The sequence below is a fragment of the Achromobacter arsenitoxydans SY8 genome, from assembly GCF_000236785.1.
GTDB classification, from domain to species: Bacteria; Pseudomonadota; Gammaproteobacteria; order Burkholderiales; family Burkholderiaceae_B; genus Achromobacter; species Achromobacter arsenitoxydans.
Genome location: NZ_AGUF01000057.1, coordinates 156707 through 177777, shown reverse-complemented (window position 1 = coordinate 177777; position 21071 = coordinate 156707). Strand labels below are relative to the sequence as shown.

15 protein-coding genes are annotated in these 21071 nt (G+C 65.9%); 6 read left to right on the top strand and 9 right to left on the bottom strand.

Annotated elements, in window-relative coordinates:
* Window positions 1-11 precede the first annotated feature (11 nt).
* Entirely contained in the window at window positions 12-971 is a 960-nt protein-coding gene (locus KYC_RS18555; RefSeq protein WP_008165159.1) for a hypothetical protein, read from the top strand.
* A gap of 64 nt (window positions 972-1035) precedes the next feature.
* Here the strand turns inward: KYC_RS18555 and KYC_RS18550 are convergent, their stop codons facing one another.
* The 5 genes from KYC_RS18550 to KYC_RS18530 all read right to left on the bottom strand — a co-directional run bounded on the left by KYC_RS18550 (window position 1036) and on the right by KYC_RS18530 (window position 6818).
* The gene (locus KYC_RS18550) at window positions 1036-2652 is read right to left on the bottom strand and encodes a DHA2 family efflux MFS transporter permease subunit (RefSeq protein WP_008165157.1); all 1617 of its coding nucleotides are present in this window, start codon (window positions 2650-2652) and stop codon (window positions 1036-1038) included.
* Window positions 2649-3842: an HlyD/EmrA/EmrK family protein gene (locus KYC_RS18545; protein WP_008165156.1), complete on the bottom strand. Its 1194-nt coding sequence runs from the start codon at window positions 3840-3842 to the stop codon at window positions 2649-2651. The genes KYC_RS18550 and KYC_RS18545 overlap by 4 nt, the downstream gene beginning before the upstream one ends.
* A gap of 22 nt (window positions 3843-3864) precedes the next feature.
* Window positions 3865-5280, bottom strand: coding sequence for an efflux transporter outer membrane subunit (locus tag KYC_RS18540; RefSeq protein WP_043518859.1), 1416 nt, complete (start codon window positions 5278-5280; stop codon window positions 3865-3867).
* A 94-nt stretch (window positions 5281-5374) separates the two neighbouring features.
* Complete coding sequence (locus KYC_RS18535) at window positions 5375-5890, bottom strand: MarR family winged helix-turn-helix transcriptional regulator (RefSeq protein WP_008165154.1); 516 nt, start codon at window positions 5888-5890, stop codon at window positions 5375-5377.
* Window positions 5891-5930: 40 nt separating this feature from the next.
* A complete protein-coding gene (locus KYC_RS18530; RefSeq protein WP_008165153.1) occupies window positions 5931-6818 on the bottom strand; it encodes a DMT family transporter in 888 nt (295 codons plus the stop codon).
* Window positions 6819-6868: 50 nt separating this feature from the next.
* On the opposite strand from KYC_RS18530, the gene KYC_RS18525 reads away from it, so the two are divergent.
* Together KYC_RS18525 and KYC_RS18520 are read left to right on the top strand one after the other, a co-directional pair.
* Window positions 6869-7849, top strand: a complete 981-nt coding sequence (locus KYC_RS18525; RefSeq protein WP_008165152.1) for a DMT family transporter — start codon at window positions 6869-6871, stop codon at window positions 7847-7849.
* 51 nt (window positions 7850-7900) lie between these two features.
* Window positions 7901-8890 (top strand): quinone oxidoreductase family protein, encoded by a 990-nt coding sequence (locus KYC_RS18520; protein ID WP_008165151.1) that lies wholly within the window; start codon window positions 7901-7903, stop codon window positions 8888-8890.
* Between the two features lie 133 nt (window positions 8891-9023).
* On the opposite strand, the gene KYC_RS18515 is transcribed toward KYC_RS18520, so the two are convergent.
* The gene (locus KYC_RS18515) at window positions 9024-9698 is read right to left on the bottom strand and encodes an epoxyqueuosine reductase QueH (RefSeq protein ID WP_008165149.1); all 675 of its coding nucleotides are present in this window, start codon (window positions 9696-9698) and stop codon (window positions 9024-9026) included.
* A 126-nt stretch (window positions 9699-9824) separates the two neighbouring features.
* Window positions 9825-12602: a bifunctional [glutamate--ammonia ligase]-adenylyl-L-tyrosine phosphorylase/[glutamate--ammonia-ligase] adenylyltransferase gene (glnE, locus tag KYC_RS18510; protein ID WP_008165148.1), complete on the bottom strand. Its 2778-nt coding sequence runs from the start codon at window positions 12600-12602 to the stop codon at window positions 9825-9827.
* Window positions 12603-12704: 102 nt separating this feature from the next.
* Here glnE and KYC_RS18505 point away from each other — a divergent pair, with 102 nt between their 5' ends.
* Entirely contained in the window at window positions 12705-16340 is a 3636-nt protein-coding gene (locus KYC_RS18505; RefSeq protein WP_008165147.1) for a YhdP family protein, read from the top strand.
* A 128-nt stretch (window positions 16341-16468) separates the two neighbouring features.
* Here the strand turns inward: KYC_RS18505 and rho are convergent, their stop codons facing one another.
* Together rho and trxA are read right to left on the bottom strand one after the other, a co-directional pair.
* Complete coding sequence (gene rho / locus KYC_RS18500) at window positions 16469-17728, bottom strand: transcription termination factor Rho (RefSeq protein WP_006218533.1); 1260 nt, start codon at window positions 17726-17728, stop codon at window positions 16469-16471.
* 117 nt (window positions 17729-17845) lie between these two features.
* Window positions 17846-18172 (bottom strand): thioredoxin TrxA, encoded by a 327-nt coding sequence (trxA, locus tag KYC_RS18495; protein WP_006218534.1) that lies wholly within the window; start codon window positions 18170-18172, stop codon window positions 17846-17848.
* A 324-nt stretch (window positions 18173-18496) separates the two neighbouring features.
* Here trxA and parE point away from each other — a divergent pair, with 324 nt between their 5' ends.
* A complete protein-coding gene (gene parE, locus KYC_RS18490) occupies window positions 18497-20458 on the top strand; it encodes a DNA topoisomerase IV subunit B (protein WP_043518856.1) in 1962 nt (653 codons plus the stop codon).
* Window positions 20458-21054 (top strand): YcxB family protein, encoded by a 597-nt coding sequence (locus tag KYC_RS18485; RefSeq protein ID WP_008165144.1) that lies wholly within the window; start codon window positions 20458-20460, stop codon window positions 21052-21054. Before parE ends, KYC_RS18485 begins: the two co-directional genes overlap by 1 nt.
* The last annotated feature ends 17 nt before the right edge of the window (window positions 21055-21071 follow it).

Below are 21071 nucleotides of genomic sequence, written 5' to 3'. Positions count from 1 at the left end.
TTGGTCAATAGATGAACGACTCCAATTTCCTCCCCGCCGTCGAACATGTGGGCGGCGGGCGGGCCGACCGCTTCGTGCGCAAGCTCTTCCGCATGCTGCGTTCTCGCGCCCAAAGGCACAATCAGCATTTGTGGCCTTTCGTGCGAATCTGGAGGGACAAAGAAGGCTCCATCAGCGGTTACCGGGCCTTTGGTCGTTCGCTGCCCATCACGCCGCTGGCGCAGGGTTACGACCCTGCCGACCAGACCGTGCACCTGATCCTGAGCGGCCCGTCGGTCGCTCAGATTCCCTATGACAAGCTGAATATCGGCGTGGCGATGGGCGTCAATGGCGCCATCGCCCTGTCGCGCAAATTCGACTTGAAGTTCAAGTATTACTGCATCATCGACCAGAACTTCGTGCGCGACCGCATCGCCCTGGTGCGCGAGATCGTGGCCCAGGATCTGACGCTGTATGTATTCCCCGAGGTATTGCGCTACATCATGCAGGGCATTCCTCAAGAGGAGATCCGCTGCCGCATCTGCGTCATCGAATTGATCTCCAGGCGCGCCTATGAACGCACCGTGGCGCCTGCCGTGCTCAAGCGCATTGCGGCGGCGACGCCGGACGTGCAGTTGCTGGACGCCAAGCAGGGCCTGGGATACAGCTTCGATGCCTCGCTGGGCGTGTTCGATGCCGATACGGTGGCCTATGCGGCCTTGCAGGTGCTCGTGTCCGGCGGTGCGCGCCAGGTGTATGTGCACGGACTGGACCTGACCGTGCAGGGCGGCTTGCGCTTCTACGACGAGGGCGGGCGTCCGCAGACCAGCAGGCTGACGCGCAATTTTCCGCGGCTCATTGAACCTTCGTTCCGGTTCGCGTCGGCGCTCTGGCGCGCGCGCGGCATCTCCGTATTCAATCTTTCGCCGGTCAGCGCACTGTCGGCCGACATCATGGAACGGATGGACTGGCAGGCGCTGCTGAAAGACTGATTTCCGGCCTGTCCCAAGCAAAAAGGCGCCCGAGGGCGCCTTTCGTTCGTGTTGGGGCAGCGCGTCAGTGCGCGCCCGCTGCCGCCTCCGCCGCGCCGCCGCCGCCGCCCGCCTTGGCCGAACGGGGGCGGGCGAACCAGACCAATCCCGTCAGCATCAGGAAGATGACCGCCGATGCGTAGAACACGTCCACCGCGGACATGGTGAACGCCTGTGCGTTGATCAGGCCGTCCACCATGGTGAGGGCCTGCTGATGCGACACGCCCAGGCTGTTCTGCAGCGCGTTCATGGTCTGGTCGAATGCCTGCTGGCCGGGCTTGGCGATCTCGGTCAGTTGCGCATGGTGCAACGTGGCGCGGTTTTCCCACAGCGTCGTGGAGATCGACGTGCCGAAGGCGCCCGCGGTCAGCCGCAGGAAGTTCGACAGGCCCGAGGCGGCCGGGATGCGCCAGGGCTCGATGCTCGACAGGGTGATGGACGTCAGCGGCACGAAGAACGCCGCCATCGCCGCGCCCTGGATGATGGTCGGGATCATCAGCGTGCGCACGTCGGTCTGGGTGTTGAAGCCCGATCGCATGAAGCACACCAGCGCGAAGATCAGGAAGGCGACCGTCACGATCTGCCTGGGGTCGCGCGTGGCCAGCATCTTGCCCACGATGGGCGTCAGCAGGATGGCCAGCAGGCCGACGGGCGCCGTCACCAGGCCCGCGTAGGTGGCCGTGTAGCCCATATTGCTCTGCAGCCACAAGGGCAGCAGGACCACATTGCCGAAGAACACGCCGTAGGCCACCGCCAGCGTCAGCGCGCCCACGGTGAAGTTGCGGACCTTGAAGAGGCGCAGGTCCACCACCGGGTGGGCGTCGGTCAGTTCCCAGATCAGGAAGAAGACGAACGCCACGAAGGCGATCGCGGCCAGGGCAATGATGGTGGGACTGGCGAACCAGTCCAGTTCTTTGCCCTTGTCGAGCATGATCTGCAGCGCGCCCACCCAGACCACGAGCAGGACCAGCCCCAGTTTGTCGATGGGCAGCTTGCGCGTTACGGACTCGCGCTTGCCGTAGATGCGCCAGCTGATCCATGCGGCCAGCAGGCCCACGGGCACGTTGATGTAGAAGATCCACGGCCACGTATAGTTGTCCGAGATCCAGCCGCCCAGCAAGGGCCCCGCCACCGGGGCGACCAGCGTTGTCATGGACCAGACCGCCAGCGCCATGCCCGCCTTGGATTTGGGAAAGCTGGCCAGCATCAGCGTTTGCGATAGCGGGATCATGGGGCCCGCCACCGCGCCCTGCAGCACGCGAAAGGCGATCAGCGCCTCCAGCGACGGCGAGAAGCCGCAAAGCCAGGACGCCAGCACGAACAGCAGTGTGGAAATGAGGAACAGGCGCACCTGTCCGAAGCGTTGCGTGAGCCAGCCGGTCAGCGGCACCGTGATGGCGTTGGCGACGGCGAAGGAAGTGATGACCCAGGTTCCCTGGCTGGTGCTCACGCCCAGGTCGCCAGAAATGGTGGGAATGGACACGTTCGCGATCGACGTGTCCAGCACGTTCATGAACACCGCCGTGGACAGCGCGATCGACCCGATGATCCGGGTGGCGCCTTCCAGCGGCGGATGCGTGCCCGGGGGGCGGGTGGCGTCAACGGGCGCGCCTGCGCCCGCGGGCTGGGCGGCCGTGCTCATGATGCGAGATTGGCTTCGATAATCTTGCTGATCATGGCGTCGACGTCGTCATGCGCCGGCTCGAAGGCGCGCGTCGACCAGGCCGGTTCTTTGCGGGCCACCTGCGTCAGTGCCTCGCCTTCCTGCTTGCCTACGTCGACTTCCACATCCATGGACAGCCCCACTCGCAGCGGATGCTTCTTCAGGTCTTCGGGGTCCAGCGTAATGCGCACGGGCACGCGCTGCACCACCTTGATCCAGTTGCCGGTGGCGTTCTGGGCGGGCAGCAGGGCGAAGGCGCTGCCCGTGCCGGCGTCCAGGCCGGCGATGGTGCCGTGGTAGGTCACCGAGCTGCCGTACAGGTCGGCGAACATTTTCACCGGCTGGCCGATGCGCATCTTGCGCAGCTGGCCTTCCTTGAAGTTGGCCTCGACCCAGACCTGGTCCAGCGGCACGACGGTCATCAGCGCCGAGCCGGGCGCCACGCGCTGGCCCACCTGGGCGCTGCGGCGCGCGACGACGCCGCCCACGGGGGCGGGCAACACGGTGCGGGACTGGGCGAGCCAGGCATTGCGCAGGTTGGCGGCCGCCTGGCGCACGTCGGGGTGGTCGGCGACCGAGGTGCCTTGCGTCAAGGCCTGGTTGGTCGCCAGCTTGGCCTGCGCGGCGGCCAGGGCGGCCTTGGCCTGCGCGACGCCGGACTGCGCGGACTTGAGGGCCACTTCGGCGTGCAGAATCTCTTCGCCGCTGACACCGCCGGACTTGGCGAGTTGCTGGCGGCGCTTCACGTCGCTTTGCGCACGGGTCAGCTCGGCCTGGGCGCGCAGGATGTCGGCGTTGCGCAGGTCGACGTCGGCGGCGAGCGCATCGTTCTGCACGTAATAGGTCTGCACCTGACGCACCATCTGCGCAAGCTTGGCCTGCGCCTGTTGCAGCGCGACTTCGGTGTCGGCCGGGTCCAGGCGCACCAGCGGCTGGCCGGCAACGACGGTCTCGGTATCGTCGGCCTCGATGGCGACGACGGTGCCTGGAACCTGGGGCGTGATCTGCACCAGGTTGCCGTGCACGTAGGCGTCGTCGGTGCTTTCGAAGTGGGCGCCGAATAGCGCCCACCAGATGCCGTAGGCGATCGCGACAACGATGAATGTCCCGGTGGCCGTCAGCAGCAGGCGTTTGCGGGCAGGGTGGGTCGAGGGAGTGGCAGCGTTCATGACGTCTGAATCCGGGAATCGTTCAATGAATGGTGTTCGTGGCCGGCTCGGCCTGGGGGGCGTAGCCGCCGCCCAGGGCGGTGGCCAGGTCGGCGTCGAGCTGATAGGCGCGGATGCGCAGGTCCGTGTCCAGGCGCGCCTGGGCGAGCACGCCAGTCTGCGCGATCAGCACGGTGATGTAGTTGCCCATGCCGGCCTTGTAGCGGTTGACGGCCAGCTCGTAGGCCGCCTCGATGGCTTCGCGCGCCTGGCGCTGCTGCGCCTTTTCCTGGTCGAGCAGGCGCAATCCGTCCAGCGCATCGGCGACTTGGTGCACGGCATCCAGCACGGTCTGGTTGTAGTCGGAGACGGCAAGGTCCGCGTCGGCGCGGCGGCCCGCAAGATTGGCGTTGAGTTCGCCGCCATGGAAGATGGGCAGCGTGACGGCGGGGCCGAATCCGGCCATGCGGGCATCGGCGCCCAGCAGGTTGCCGGTGCCCATGGCCTGGAAGCCGGCGAACGCGGCCAGGTTCACATTGGGGTAGAACTCGGCCTTCGCGCTGTCGATGGCGTGGCGGGCGGCTTGTGCGCGCCATTTGGCGGCGGCGACGTCGGGGCGATGTCCCAGCAGGTCCAGCGGAACGCTGGCGGGCACCTCGCCTGCCGGCGCGGTCAGCGCGACCGGGACCAGGCTTTGTCCGCGTTGCGGACCCGCGCCGGCCAGTGCGGCGACCTGGTTGCGCAACTGCGCCAGGGTGGTTTCCGTCTGGGTCAATTCGACCTTGCCGGATGCCAGCGACGATTCGGCCTGCTTGACCTCGACCTGGGTGTCCAGTCCGGCCGAGTAGCGGCCCTGGGTCAGCGACAGCACTTCGGCGCGTTGCTCCAGCACGCGCTTTAGCACGTCGCGCTGCGCAAACGCGTTCTGCAGGTTCAGGTAGGCGCGCACCGTGGCGCTGGCCAGCAGGTTGCGCGCGGCCTGCGCATCCGCGGCGGCGGCCTCCTGCTGCGACACCGCGGACTGCAGGCGTGAACGGTTCTTGCCCCAGAAATCCAGCTCATAGCTGAAATCCAGCGCCAGCCGGTTGTCGCTGACGACGGATCCGCCCAGCGGGGCCGGATAAATGTAGTCCTTGGACAGGTGTTCGCGGGTCAGTGTGTAGTTTGCGTCCACGCGCGGGAAAAGCGGCGCGCGGGCGGAACTGACTGCCGCGTTGGCCTTGGCCAGACGCGCTTGTGCCGCAGTCATCGACGGACTGTTCGCCAGCGCTTCGGCCAGCAACGCATCCAGTTGCTGATCGCCGTAGCGCGCCCACCATTGCGCGGTGGGCCAGTCGGCGGCTTGTCCGGCCAATCCCAGCTTGGCAGCGTCCAGCGCCGCCACGGGCTGAGGCTCGGAGTCCATCAGTGCGCAACCGCTCAGGGCCAGCACCAATACGGTAGAAATAAGGCGTTTCATCCTGACTGTTAGCTGAAAGTAATTGATTAATCTGTATTTGCCTAGGCAATGATTATGCCAAATAAAACCCCGTCTTTCGTGGACGGGGGCGGCGTCAGCGTTCGGGCGAGGCGCCGGACGCAGATCCGTTGGCGATCATCCGGCGCAGAAGGTGCATGAGCTGCCCAACTTCTTCCGTGGAAAAGCCGCGCAGATGATGGTTGAGCGCGCGGGCGATATTGGCGGGGATCTCGCGAGCCTTGGCTGCGCCCAGGTCGGTGAGTTCGATCTTCACCACGCGGCGGTCCTCCTGGCTGCGGTTGCGACGCAGCAATCCCTTGGCTTCCAGGCGATCCAACGCGCGGGTCATGGCGCCAGTGTCCATGTCGTTGAGCCGGGCCAGCTCCGCCGGCGTGTCGGCGCGGCCCAGAAAGACCATCGCCAGCGGACGCCACTGCATGGCGGTGAGGTCCAGCGGCGCCATTTCCTGGTCCAGCATCCGGTTCAGGGAGTGATAGGCCAGCTTGATCAGGAAGCCGGCGTTGTCCTCCGCCATGCAGCGGGTGTCGTTGCGGTAGTGGACGGGCGAGTCCGAAGACTCGGGCGAAGTTGGGGCGGGCGCGGCATTCATGCGCCGAATTTTACTGCCTAGTCAGTTATTGTCAAGGCTGCTATTTTGGGGCCGGGGCGGGGTCCGCCGCCGCCGGCGCCTGCTTGCGCAGGCCGGACCAGACGATGGCCGCCACAATCAGGGCGGCGCCGGCCAGCATGCGCGGTGTGGGCTCCTGGCTGAACAGCACCCAGGCGAAGGCAATGGCGTAGACGGGTTCCAGGGCGATCACGAGGCCGGCGCTGCGCGCGTTCAGCCGCATCAGGCTGGACACGAAAAGATAATGCGACAGCCCGGTGCAGAAGATGCCAAGGAGCGCCAGCCAGAACCAGTCCAGGGCGGGCAAGGCGGGCAACTGGCCGACGGCGAAGGGCACCATCACCAGCGCAACCACCAGGTTTTGCCAGCACGCGACCTGCATCGGATCCATGCCGGAAGCCGACCGGCGGTTGCTCAGGGCCAGCAGCGCGAAGCTCAGCCCCGACAGCAGGCCCCAGGCCAGGCCGATGGTGCCCTGGTCGGCCAGGTCGAAAGACGGGGTGACCAGCACCAGGCCGGCGGTCACCAGCGCCAGCAATAGCCATTCGGCCAGCCGCACCCGTTCCCGGAAAATCAGGCCCTCGAAGAGCGTGATGAAGGCCGGGAAACTGGCGAAGCCGAGCGTCGCGATGGCGATGCCGCCCACCTTCACGGAAATGAAGAACGTGACCCAATGCGCCGCCAGCAGGACGCCGGCGATGACCAGCACGAACAGTTGGGCGGGCGTCAGCGCGCCCAGCAAGGGCTTGCGGCGCAGGCGTGCGAAGATGCCCAGCGAAATGACCGCGAAGACGGCGCGGCCCAGTGTGATCACCGCCGCGCTGGCCTGGATCAGTTCGCCGAAAACGCCGGTCAGGCCGAACAGCACGGCGGCAATGTGGATGTAGGAGAGGGCGCGTTGTCGGGTCATGCCGGGGAAAAAGCCTGCAAATATTCTTGTCGTGAATTTAAAATCATCGCATGAATCGCATTGCCAAGCTTACGGCGGGTCCGCTGGCTTCCAGCCGCGCCGCCGGGATCTCCATGGCGGTGCTTGGCGCGATCCTGTTTTCCGCCAAGGCCATCGTCGTCAAGTTCACCTACCGCTACGGTATTGATGCCGTCACCCTGATCGCCTTCCGCATGTTGTTCGCCATGCCGTTTTTCGCGGCGGTGGCCTGGCATCAGTCGCGCCGGGCCGCGCGCGGCGAGATCGTCACGCTGACCACGAAAGAACGCATTCAGGTGTGCGTCCTGGGCCTCCTGGGCTATTACCTTTCCAGCTTCCTGGACTTCCTGGGCCTGCGCTATATCACCGCCAGCCTGGAACGCCTGATCCTGTTTCTGTCCCCCTCGCTGGTGGTTCTGCTGTCCGCGTTCTGGTTCAAGCGACCGATCGAGCGCCGGCAGTGGATGGCCATGGTGCTGTCGTATGCCGGCGTGGTGCTGGTGTTCGCGCACGACTTGTCCTTTGGCGGCGGCAGCGAGGTGTTGTTAGGGTCTTTGTTCGTTTTCGGCTCCGCGGCAAGCTATTCTGTGTACCTGATCTGTTCCGGGGAACTGATCAAGCGGATCGGCGCAACCCGCTTGGTGGCCTACGCCATGCTGGTGTCGTGCGTGGCCTGCATCATCCAGTTTTTCCTGGTTCATCCCGCTTCGATGCTGGTTCAGCCTGTCGCGGTATATGGATATTCTGTCATTCACGCCACGCTCAACACGGTGGTGCCGGTGTTCATGCTGATGTGGGCGGTGTCGCTCATTGGCGCGCCCACTGCGTCGCTGCTGGGCATGGTTGGACCGGTATCCGTGCTGTTTTTGGCTGCATGGTTCCTGGACGAGCCCATCACGGTGTGGCAGATGGCGGGAACCATATTGGTGCTGGCGGGCGTGTTCGCGCTGATGGGGGGCGGGGCCCGCCGTGCGCCCGCCGCGCAGGGCGACGGGCAGCAGCCCCCGCGTTGAAGTCTGGGTTTCAGGGTTAATTCGCGTTATTTCCAATGAAAGGAGGCCAGCATGGCCAGCAATCTCGTCAAGGCAATTCGTATCGAGCAGCACGGTGGTCCCGAAGTCCTGAAGCTGGTCGAGGTCGAAGTTCCTCCGCCCGCCGCCAATGAAGTCACGATCGAGCAGCACGCCGCCGGCCTGAACTTCATCGATATCTATTTCCGCACGGGCTTGTATCCGCATCCGCTGCCGCACGGCCTGGGCTTTGAAGCCGCCGGCGTGGTGACCGCCGTGGGCGCCGACGTCAAACACCTGAAGAAGGGCGACCGCGTCGCCTACGGCCAGAGCCCCATCGGCGCCTACGCCAAGGCGCGCAACGTGCCGGCCGCACAGGTCGTGAAGGTGCCCAAGGGCATCGCCTTCGACGAAGCCGCCGCCTTGATGCTCAAGGGCCTGACGGTCCAGTACCTGTTCCGCCAGACCTACCGCCTGCAGGGCGGCGAGACCATCCTGTTCCATGCCGCCGCGGGCGGCGTGGGCCTGATCGCGTGCCAATGGGCCAAGGCCCTGGGCGTGAAGCTGATCGGCACGGTGTCCAGCCCCGAAAAGGCGGAGCTGGCGCGCGCCAACGGCGCATGGGAAACCATCGACTACTCGCGCGAGAACGTGGCCGAGCGCGTGCTGGAACTGACCGGGGGCAAGAAGGTGCCGGTGGTGTATGACGGCGTGGGCAAGGACACCTGGGAAACGTCGCTGGACTGCATCGAGCCGCGCGGCCTGATGGTCAGCTTCGGCAATGCGTCCGGCCCGGTGGCCGGCGTGAACCTGGCCGTGCTGAACCAGAAGGGCAGCCTGTACGTCACGCGTCCGTCGCTGGGCGTGCACGTGAACACGCTGGAGAAGTTGCAGGCCGCGTCCGATGAGCTCTTCGGTCTGGTCCTGAAGAAGAAGATCAAGGTTCGCATCGACCAGCGCTACACGCTGGAGCAGGCCGGCGAAGCGCAGACCGCGCTGGCTTCGCGCAAGACCACCGGCGCCACGGTGCTGATGCTGGATTGATGAAACTATGAGGATCGCGGCCCCCACGGGGCGCCGCGGCTGGCCTGGCGTGACGCGCGCGGCGCGGATCGCCAGGCCTTTTTCTTGCCCGGCGCGCCGCGCGGGGCGGCGATGCGGGCCGGCTAGTCGAGGATCAGAGCTGCTCCTCGTTGATCAGGTCTTCCTTGCCGTAGAACTTGACGCCGATATGAATGCGGTCGCGGCCCTGCGCGCGGCGGTGGCGGTTGGTGTCGCGCAGTGAATAGACGCAGCCGCAGTATTCCTGCTGGTAGAAGTTCTCGCGCTTGCTGATTTCGATCATGCGCGCAGAACCGCCGCCCTTGCGCCAGTTGTAGGTCCAGTAGACCAGGTCGTCGTAGCGCGCGGCCGCGCGTTCGCCGCAGCCGTTGATCTGGTTCATGTCCTTCCAGCGCGAGATCCCCAGCGAGCTGGTGATGGTGTCGAAGCCGTGCTCGTGGGCATAGAGCGCGGTGCGCTCGAAGCGCATGTCGAAGCAGGCCGTGCAGCGTTCGCCGCGCTCTGGCGCGTTTTCCATGCCCTTGACGCGATCGAACCAGTTGTCCATGTCGTAGTCGGCGTCGATGAACTCGATGCCGTGCTGCTCGGCGAAGCGGATGTTTTCCTGCTTGCGGATTTCGTACTCTTTGACCGGATGGATGTTCGGGTTGTAGAAGTAGATCGAGTAGTCGATGCCGGAGGCGGTCATGGCCTCCATGACTTCGCCGGAACAGGGCGCGCAGCACGAATGCATCAGCACCTTGCTGCGGCCGGTGGGCAGGTCGAGTTTGGGGCGGACAAGTTCAGACATGGCGAGCAGACAAAAAGGCGGAAAACCCCTTATTTTACGACGAGTTGGCGCAGGCAAGGCTGGCAAGCCCGGCAAGGCGCCGCCAGGGCTCTCCCGGGCGCCGGAATTCTGCGCTTGTCCGTTGCGTCAACCCAGCACGGTGTCCCAGAGCGCCCTGACGGCGGCCCGCTCGTCCTGCAACTGGTCAGGGGCCACGCGGGCCTTTTCAACCCCCTGCATGCGCAACTGGTGCTGGACTCGGCGCAGCGTGCGGTAGGCGTCGCCGGATCGGGAGGCCAGATCCGGCGGTATCAGGCCGGCTTCGCCCGCCAGGCGCAGCAGCGCAATATTGCCCAGGTTGCGCACCAGCACGGGATGCGTGCCGGCGTGGCAGAGCACCAGGTATTGCGTGACGAACTCTACGTCGACCATGCCGCCGCGGTCGTGCTTGAGGTCGAAGCGGTCGGTGGAGTTCGGGTGGCCCGCATTGATTTTTTCGCGCATGGCCAGGACTTCTTCGCGCAGCGCCGCGGCATCCCGCGGCAGCACCAGGATGTCCTCGCGGATTTTCTCGAAGGCGGCTCCGACGCCGGCGTCTCCAGAGGCAAACCGCGCCCGCGTCAGCGCCTGGTGTTCCCAGGCCCAGGCGTGCTTGTGCTGGTATTGCTCGAAGGCCTCCAGAGAGACGGCGAGCAGCCCCGCATCGCCGTCCGGACGCAGGCGCAGATCGACTTCGTACAGCCGGCCCGATGAGGTCATGGTCGACAGCCAGGACGTCATGCGGCGTCCCAGCTTGGCATAGACTTCCGCGGCGTCCTCGCGCGGGTCGTCGAACAGGAAGACCAGGTCCAGGTCGGACGCGTAGCCCAGCTCTTTGCCGCCCAGCTTGCCGTACGCGATGACGGCAAAGCGCGGCTCGGCACCCTCAATTTTGTTCACCAGCGGCCAGGCGCGGCGGATCGTTTCGGTCAGCAGCAGGTCGGCCAGCGCCGACAACTGGTCGGCCAGTTTCTCCACCGTGAGCTCGCCTTCGAGATCCTGCGCCAGTAACTGGAAGCTGGCCTGGCGCTGCACATCGCGCATCAGGTTCATCTGACGCTCGATGTCGGGAGCGCCGTCGGGCAGGCGGCACGCGTCCAGATCCGCGGTCAGTTGGCGGGCAATCTGGGCAAAGTCCAGCGGTTCGTAGAGCGTGCGCCAATCAATCAGACTGTCGAGCAGCAGGGGGTGCTGCGTGAGGTACTGCGCGGCCCAGGGGCTGGCGGCGACCATGCGCGCAACGCGCGCCAGCGTGTCCGGGTATTCGGCGAGCAGCGCCAGGTAGGCGCTGCGCTGGGCGATCTTCTCGATCAGGTCGAACAGGCGGACCGCCGCTTCGCGCGGGGCGGGCGTCTGCAGGGCCGCGCGCAGGGCCGCCGGAAGCAGGACCTCCATGCGGCGCCGGCTGCTTTCGGGCAGGCTGCGCACGCGGTGGCTGCCCGACAGGGTTTCGGCCCGGCGCAGCAGGTCTTGCGCGTCGTCGCCAAACGCCTGGCGGATCTGATCGCTGAGTTCGCTTTCGCTGTCCGGCTCGTCCTGGCTGGCGGCCGTATCGGCGCTGCCCGTCGCGGGCGCGGCGTCCTCTTCGCCCATGCCCACCATGCGGAAGACATTGCGGAAGGTCTGTGAAACGAATTCGCGGTGTTCCGCCAGCGTGCGCTCGAAGTCGTCGTGGCTAAAGCCCAGGGCGGCGGCCAGTGCGGCTCGCTGGGCCGGATCGCCGGGCAGCAGGTGGGTTTGCTCGTCTTCGCGATACTGCAGGGCATGTTCGGTGCGGCGCAGGAACCGGTACGCGTCTTCCAGGCGGCGCGCGTCGTCGTCGGGCACCAGCCCGGCCAGGCGTTCCGCGTGCAGGGCTTCCAGCAGCCCGCGCTTTTGCAGCGCGGGCATGCGGCCGCCGCGGATCAGCTGGGCCAGTTGCACCACGAACTCGATCTCGCGGATGCCGCCGTCGCCCAGCTTGATGTTGTTGGCGCTGTCGATGCCGCTTCGCGTCATCGCGCGCCGCTGCCAGTCCTGGCGGATGCGCTCGCGCAGGGCGCGCAACGCGGCCAGCGCGTCGAAATCGAAGTACTTGCGGTAGACGAACGGCACGCGCAGGCTTTCCAGCTGCCTGGCTTGCGCGGCGCTGTCGCTGTCTTCGAAGGCTTTGGCGGGCATCAGGCGCGCCTTGAGCCAGGCGTAGCGCTCCCATTCGCGGCCCTGGCCGATGAGGTAATGCTCCAGCGCGTCCAGGCTCCAGGCCAGCGGACCGGAGTCGCCATCAGGACGCAGGCGCAAGTCGGTCCGGAACACCTGGCCGTTGGCGTCGACCTCGGACAGCACGGGCATCATCCGCCGCGTCAGGCGGCCGTAGAACTCGTGATGGCTGATGCGGCGCGGTCCGTCGGTTTCTCCTTCCTCGCCGTACAGCATGATCAGGTCGATGTCCGAGGACACGTTCAATTCGCAGCCGCCCAGCTTGCCCATGCCGACGATGAGCATCTCTTGCGGCTTGCCGGTGGCGGGGTCGCGCGGCATACCATGCACGGACGCCAGGTCGGCGGCGACGCTGCGATAGGCGGCCGCCACCGCCATGTCCGCCAGCGTGGTCATGGCGCCGACGACTTCTTCAAGCTGCGCCTGGCCCGTCAGGTCCCGCACGATAAGCACGCTGAACACGCGCTCGCGCAATTTGCGCAGCACCATGCGGCAGGCGTCCACGGGCAGCACGGCGGGCGCGGAGGGGCCCGCCAGCTCGGCTAGCCATTGGTCCATCACGGCAGGCGTGACCGGATGTTGCACGGCGCCGGCCAGCCAGGCGGCCAGATCCGGGTGGGCGTCCAGGCGGCGGCGCAGGTGGCCGGACCAGGCGAGAGCGGGGGCAAGCAGGGACGGGTTGGTCATGGCGAAATGTGCGAAGACGGATGTGCGTGTTTCAGGTATAAGTGGGGACGATACTGCAAGACATCTCCTCCTGCCCACTGCTCCGTGTCTGTTCCAAAAAAAGTGTTCCGCTGCCTGTTCTGGGCCGCGCTGACCGTATATGGCGTGCTCGCCATCGGGTTTCTGGGCGTGCGCTATTGGGTCCTTCCGCGTGTGGACCAGTGGCGCCCTCAGATCGAAGCCTACGCCAGCCAGGCGTTGGGCGCCCGAGTTACGATCGGCGCGATCAGCGCCAACTGGCAGGGGCTCAATCCCAGGCTCGATCTTGCCTCCGTCCAGGTCTACGACGACGAGGTTGCCCCGGTGCTGACCTTGCCATCCGTCTCGGCGGTGGTGGCCTGGCGCAGCATCCTGGCGCTTTCTCCCACGCTGGTGCGCCTGAAGCTCGACAAGCCGGAACTGACGCTGCGGCGGGATGCGGCCAACCACCTCTGGGTGGCCGGGCAAAACATAGACCTGACCGCCAGCGATCACGGATCGGACCTGAATCATCCCGGGTTGCGTTGGCTGGCCGCCCAGCGCGAACTGCTGGTCCGCAACGCCACGATCCGATGGCAGGACGAATTGCGCCAGGCGCCCGAGCTCACGCTGGACAGCGTCGACTTGCTGGTGCGCAACGGCAACCTCTCGCACCGATTTGTGCTGCAGGCGTCGGCCGGCGCGGCGCTTGCCCACAAGCTGGAGTTGCGCGGCGAATTCAATCGCAGCCTGTTCGCCGCGGATGCGAAGAAGCCCTCCAACTGGAGCGGCCAGCTGTTCGCGCAAATCGAGGACCTGGAACCGCTTGCGTGGTCGCCGTGGATCGACGTGCCCCCGGTCGAGGGCAGGCTGGCCGCGCGCGCGTGGTGGCAACTGGATCATGGCCAGTTCAGGGAATTTGCCGGCGACGTCGCGGTGCGCGGCGTGGCCTGGGCCGCCGCGCCCGATGGCCCGGCGGTGCGCGGCGGCTCCGCGCAGTTGCAGTTTTCGGCGCTGCCCGGCGATTTCATCCACATTGACGGCCTGCCGCTGGCGCGCAGCAAGGGCGCGGCCGACGTGGCGGTCAAGGGGGCGGTGCAGCAGCTGCGCGTGACGCTGCCCGGCATATTCGAAAATCCCACGCTGGAAGCGCGGGATGTGGAGCTGGACGCCAAGGTAAAAGGACCGGACGCGAACAACTGGTTCGTGGACATCGCCAAATTGCATGTGATCAACGATGACCTGGACCTGCGCCTGCAAGGGCAATGGCTGAAGGAAGGCAAGACCGCCGCGGGCAGTGCGGACATGCGCGGCACCATGACGCGCGCGTCCATGCCCGCCATTCATCGCTATCTGCCGCTGGAGGTCAACGCCGACGCCCGCGAATGGCTGGCCGAAGGCCTGCCCGCTGGCGAGATACGTTCCGCCGCCATCACGCTCAAGGGCGACCTGGACGACTTTCCCTACGGCGCGCCGGGCGTTGCGGGCGAGTTCGTCATCGCCGGCGCCTATGCGGGCGCCAAGGTCGACTACGCGCCCGCCCGGCCGCACCGCAAGGGCTGGCCGATGCTGGAGAACCTGTCCGGCAATTTCCGTATCGACAAGGTGAGCCTGAGCCTGGACAGTCCGGGCGGCGCCCTGGCGCACACCGGCCCCGGCCAGACCGTCACGCTGGGCGCGGTGACCGCAGCCATTCCCGACATGGAGCACAACTCGGAACTCCAGCTTTCCGGCGAGACCTCGGGCCCGGTGTCGGCCTATCTTGCGATGGCGGCGAACTCGCCGCTGGGCGGGCTGCTGGACGGCGCGCTGGACGAGGCGCACGGCACCGGGGACTGGCACATGCCGCTCAACCTGAAAGTGCCGCTGCTCAATACCGACGATACGCAGGTGCAGGGGCGTATCCGGTTTGCCGACAACTCGTTCACGTTCATGCCGGAAATCCCGCTGCTCAGCCAGATGCGTGGCGACCTGGAATTCTCGGAAAAAGGCGTGCAGACCAAAGGTATCAAGGCGCAGTTCCTTGGCGGTCCCGTCAACATCCACGGCGCGCTCGCGCAAAGCTCGGACGTTCTGCACTTTGACGGGACGCTGACGGGCCAGGGGCTGACGCAACTGAGCCGGGCGCCGTCGATGTCGCGCTTTTCCGGGCGGGCCGCCTATAAAGGGCGGCTGGGTTACCAGAAGGGCGGCGCGGTCGATGTTTCCGCGGAATCGGATCTGGTTGGCATGGCGATCGACATGCCCGCGCCAGCCGGGAAATCCGCCCAGTCGTCTCAGTTGCTGAAATTGCAGTGGGGGCCGGCGCAGGACCGCGGCGCGAAAAACCGGCGCTGGCTGACGGCCAGCCTGGGCGAAGGCGTCAACGCCATCTTCGAACGGGACCCCGCGGATGCCGCGCCATCGTATTTTGCCCGCGGCGCCCTGGGCATCGGCCGGCCCGCCAGCCTGCCCGAGCGCGGACTGAGCCTGAATGCGAGCCTTCCGGAGCTGGACGTGGACGGCTGGGAAACCGTCTCGGACGGATTCAGCGTTCCGCCCGTCAAGGGCCGGCCCGCACCGAAGCCGCTGCTGCCGCAGCCCGAGCGGGTCAGCCTGGCGGCAGGCGTTTTGCGCACCGGCGGCTACGCCTTGAACGACTTGACCCTGTACGCCACGCGTCCGGCGCCCGCCCAATGGCGCGTGGACCTGCAGTCGCGCCAGGCAACGGGCACGCTGGAATGGCGCGAAGCCTCCGGCGCGATCGCGGGGCAGATCACGGCGCGTCTGAAGCACCTGTCGTTCGGCGGCGAGGGCGATGCAAATGAGGCCGATAAGGCCCTGGCGTCTGGCAACGACCTGTCGGATATTCCGGCGATCGACCTGCAGGCCAAGGAGTTCCTGCTCTATGGCAAGAATCTGGGCGAACTGCAGGTGACGGGCACGAACCTGGAGCGCGGGCGGCAGTGGCGCCTGGACAAGCTGACCATCACGAACGAGTCGGCCGCCCTGAACGCCACGGGCAACTGGCGCCTCGAGGGGGCGGACCGCGGGCTGAGCGTCGACGCCGCCGTCACGTTCGAGAACGTCGGCAATTTCATGAACCGGATCGGCTATGAAAATGTCGTGTCGGGCGGCAAGGGCACGGTCCAGGGCAAGGCCACCTGGCGCAACCTGCCGTGGACGCACAACATTGCCGATATGTCGGGCGACGTGATCGTGAGCCTGGACAACGGCCGCTTCATGCACGTCAATTCGCGCACGGCGCGCCTGCTGGAGCTGCTGTCGCTGCAATCGCTGCAACGGCTGGCGCGGCTGGACGTGAATCCGACGAATCTGCTGCGCGACGGGTTCCCGTTCGACACCATCCGCGGAAAGCTGAAGGCAGCCGACGGAATGGTGAGCACCGAGGGCTACAAGATCAACGGGCCGGTGGCCGCCATTGTCCTGGCGGGGGGCGTGGATCTCATCAAGGAACGCTGGGACCTGAAGGCGGTGGTCATTCCGAACCTGGACGCCAGCGGCGCGGCGATGGTGACCGCACTGGCGGTCAATCCGCTGATCGGCCTGGGCGCGTTCGTCACCCAGTGGCTGCTCAAGCAGCCGCTGGCGCGCGCGATGACCATGGAATATGCCGTGACCGGCAGTTGGGATGATCCGCGCGTCGAGCCCATCGACGGCTCTGGCAAGCAGCCGGACAAGCAGACTCCCCGGCCCGCGGATTCGACGCCGCGCCGCATGCCGGAATTCATCGAACACTGACCCGTCGGCGCAATAAAAGCGCCGTCCACTCCATGGTGGACGGCCCGCCGGCTGGGGCCGCATGCCTAGCGATCGGGCATTAAAAAACCGCCCCGTAGGGCGGTTCCGTGCCAGGTGCGAGACCCTGCTTACTTCTTCTTCATCATGTCGAAGAATTCGGCGTTGGTCTTGGTGGCGCGCATCTTGTCCAGGATGAATTCCATGGACTGGACTTCGTCCATGTCGTGGATGAACTTGCGCAGCACCCAGACCTTCTGGAGCAGGTCGGGGGCGATCAGCAGCTCTTCGCGGCGGGTGCCCGACTTGTTCAGGTTGATCGACGGGTAGACGCGCTTTTCGGCCAGGCGGCGTTCAAGGTGGACTTCGGAGTTGCCCGTACCCTTGAATTCTTCGTAGATGACTTCGTCCATGCGGCTGCCGGTTTCGATCAGCGCGGTGCCCAGGATGGTCAGCGAGCCGCCTTCTTCCAGGTTGCGCGCTGCGCCGAAGAAGCGCTTGGGACGCTGCAGGGCGTTGGCGTCGACGCCGCCGGTCAGCACCTTGCCGGAGGCCGGCACCACGGTGTTGTAGGCGCGGGCCAGGCGCGTGATCGAGTCCAGCAGGATCACGACGTCCTTCTTCATTTCGACCAGGCGCTTGGCCTTTTCGATGACCATTTCGGCCACTTGCACGTGGCGGGTGGCGGGTTCGTCGAAGGTCGACGCCACCACTTCGCCGCGCACCGTGCGCTGCATTTCGGTCACTTCCTCGGGGCGCTCGTCGACCAGCAGGACGATCATGACCGCGTCGGGGTAGTTCGTGGTGATGGCGTGAGCGATGTGCTGCATCATCACCGTCTTGCCCGACTTGGGGCTGGCGACGATCAGGCCGCGCTGGCCCATGCCGATGGGGGCGAAGACGTCCAGGATGCGGCCCGTGAGGTTCTCTTCGCTCTTGATGTCGCGTTCCAGGCGCATCGTGCGATTCGGGTGCAGCGGCGTCAGGTTCTCGAACATGATGCGATGCTTGATCGCTTCAGGCGCCACGCCGTTGACCTTGTCCACCTTCACCAGGGCGAAATAGCGCTCGCCATCCTTGGGGGTGCGCACTTCGCCTTCGATGGAGTCGCCGGTGTGCAGGTTGAAGCGGCGGATCTGGGAGGGCGAAATGTAGATGTCGTCGGTGCTGGCCAGATACGAGGTTTCCGGCGAGCGCAGGAAACCGAAGCCGTCGGGCAGGACTTCCAGGACGCCGTCGCCAAAGATCTGCTCGCCTTGCTTGGCGCGCCGTTTCATGATGGCGAACATCAGTTCCTGCTTGCGCAGGCGGTTGGCGTTCTCGATTTCCAGGCCAGCGGCCATTTCGAGCAGCTGCGAGACGTGCAGCGCCTTCAGTTCGTTGAGGTGCATCGCGGTGAGTGTTGGGGGAAAAGTAGAGGAGGGCTCTGGCGGCGCGCCACGGACGGGCTCGCGCGGTACTGAATGAGCGCCGCCTACGCGGCGGCGCCCTCGTTTACAGCACGCGGTTTACAACGCGCCGTCCAGGAATGCGGTGAGTTGCGACTTCGACAGCGCGCCAACTTTGGTGGCGGCAGCCTGGCCGTCTTTAAAGAGCATAAGGGTGGGGATGCCGCGGATGCCGTACTTGGTGGCGGTGCCCTGGTTTTCGTCGACGTTCAGCTTCGCGATCGTCAGGCGGCCGGCGTATTCGGTGGCGACCTCTTCCAGGATCGGGGCGATCATCTTGCAGGGGCCACACCAGGCAGCCCAGTAGTCCACCAGCACGGGCTGGCCGGATTTCAACACATCGGCATCGAAGCTGGCGTCACTGACGTTCTTGATTTGGTCGCTCATGATGGTGATTCTCGGTTCGGCAGCAAAAGGCGCGTGAAATACGCGCCTTGCCGTTGTTCTTGTTTGTGGAATGGACTAAAGCATACCACTGTCAATAACAACAGGCATACCACTGTTAATAACAACAGGGTTTGCTGGATTTGTGTAGCATGTTGCGGCGCAGTCGTCGTGATCCGGGTTGTCCAACCCGGAGGCGCCGGTTGTGACTGTCATCATCCTACCGAAATCGGACCTGGTCAGGTCGTGCGCATCCTACCCGGAGCCGCGCAGAATCTAGGCTTGTCCGTAAAATGTCGGTTTTTTTCCACAGATGTTGGGGATAACTTGGCCACTCCACGTTACACCGAGGCGTCCATTCGCGTCCTGAAGGGGCTGGAGCCCGTGCGCCAGCGCCCGGGCATGTACACCCGCACCGAAAACCCCCTGCACGTCGTGCAGGAGGTCATAGACAACGCCGCAGACGAGGCCCTGGCCGGCTACGGCAAACAGATACAGGTCACGCTGCACATCGACGGCAGCGTGTCCGTCGAGGATGACGGACGGGGCATCCCCGTCGGCCTGCATCCCGAAGAGAACGCGCCCGTCGTTGAACTGGTGTTCACGCGCCTGCACGCCGGCGGCAAGTTCGACAAGGCCGGCGGCGGCGCCTACGCCTTTTCCGGCGGCCTGCACGGTGTCGGCGTGTCCGTCACCAATGCGCTGGCCACCCGCCTGGAAGTCGTCGTCTGGCGCGACGGGGCGGTAAACCGGCTGGTGTTCAAGGGCGGCGACGTCGCCGAACCCCTGGCGCCCTATGACCAGGGCGGCCGCAAGAAGTCCGGCACCCGCGTGCGCGTCTGGCCGGACGCCAAGTATTTCGACAGTCCCAACATTCCGCTGGGCGAACTGACCCACCTGCTGCGCAGCAAGGCGGTGCTGCTGCCTGGCGTGAAGGTGACGCTCGTCAACGAGAAAACCGGCGACACCAAGACCTGGCAGTACCAGGACGGCCTGCGCGGCTATCTGGCCGAGGCGCTGACCGGCGCCGAACTGATGGTGCCGTTCTTCGAAGGCGAGCAATACGCCGGCGCCGACCACGAGAACTTCGCCGAAGGCGAGGGCGCCCAGTGGGTGGTGGCCTGGACCGAAGATGGCAACGCGGTGCGCGAGTCCTACGTCAACCTCATCCCCACGCCCGCCGGCGGCACCCACGAATCCGGTCTGCGCGAAGGGCTGTTCGGTGCGGTCAAGGGCTTTGCGGAGCTCCACAGCCTGCTGCCCAAGGGCGTCAAGCTGCTGCCCGAGGACGTGTTCGCCCGCGCCAGCTTCGTGCTGTCCGCCAAGGTGCTGGATCCGCAATTCCAGGGCCAGATCAAGGAACGGCTCAACAGCCGCGATGCCGTGCGCCTGGTTGGCGGATTCGCCAAGAGCGCGCTGGACCTCTGGCTGCACAGCAATGTCGAATACGGCAAGAAGCTGGCCGAACTGGCCATCCGCCAGGCCCAGGCGCGCCAGCGTTCCGCCCAGAAGGTCGAAAAACGCAAGAGTTCCGGCGTGGCCGTCCTGCCCGGCAAGCTGACCGACTGCGAATCCAGCGATGCAACGCGCACCGAAGTGTTCCTGGTCGAGGGCGACTCGGCAGGCGGTTCGGCCAAGATGGGCCGCGACAAGGAATTCCAGGCGATCCTGCCGTTGCGCGGCAAGGTGCTCAATTCCTGGGAGGTCGATCGCGACCGCCTCTTCGCCAACAATGAAATCCACGACATCTCGGTTGCCATCGGCGTGGATCCCCATGGCCCCGGCGATACGCCCGACCTGTCCGGCCTGCGCTACGGCCGCATCTGCATCCTGTCGGACGCGGACGTCGACGGCTCGCACATCCAGGTGCTGCTCCTGACGCTGTTCTACAAGCACTTCCCCAAGCTGGTCGAGGCCGGCAATGTGTACGTGGCCAAGCCGCCGCTGTTCCGCCTGGATGTGCCGGCCCAGGGCAAGCGCCCGGCCCGCAAGATCTACTGCCTGGATGAAGGCGAACTGGAGGCCGCGCAGGACAAACTGCGCAAGGAAGGCGTGCGCGAAGGCGCCTGGGCCGTCAGCCGGTTCAAGGGCCTGGGCGAAATGAATCCCGAGCAGCTGTGGGAAACCACCATGAACCCGGACACGCGCCGGCTGCTGCCCGTGGGCTACGGCGACCAGACCCCGGCCGACACCACCCGCATGTTCGACATGCTGATGGGCAAGGGCGAGTCCTCGCAGCGCCGCGCCTGGATCGAAGAAAAGGGCAACCTGGCGGAGCTCGACATCTGATGACGCAGCACGCGCCCGGGCAAGCCCGCATGATCGTCGACCTGACCGCCGACGACTACGCCGACTTTGCCGCCTATGTCTACAAGCGGCCGGAGCTGCGCCGCCGCCGCTACCGGTCTCACCTGCGTTTCGCGATCCTGATGATCGTGGCGTTGTTCGCCTACCTGGTCTGGCAGACGTGGGACGGCAAGGGACCCAATTGGGGCCAGATGCTGCCGGTGTATTTCGAGGGGCTGGCGGTGGGGCTGGGCATCCTGGCCGTGCTGGCCCTGTCCTACGAATACCTGCTGCCCGGGCTCGTGAAAATGAACACGCGGCGCATGCTGGTCAGGCAGCCCGATACGCTCTACCTGGGCCGCCACCAGCTGGACTTCGGGCCCGACGGCGTTACGGATTCCACGGCCACCGCTTCAGGGCGCATGGACTGGGCAGATGTGCGGCGCGTCGAGGAAACCCCGGAACACCTGTACGTCATTCTTGGCACGCTGCAGGGCGTGATCATCCCCAAGCGCGGGCAGGACGCCGCGACGCTGGATGCGGTGCGGACGCAGTTGCGCGCGCATGTCGCCGACACCCAGCTGGCTCCGGCCCCCTGAGGCGCAATGACGCCGTT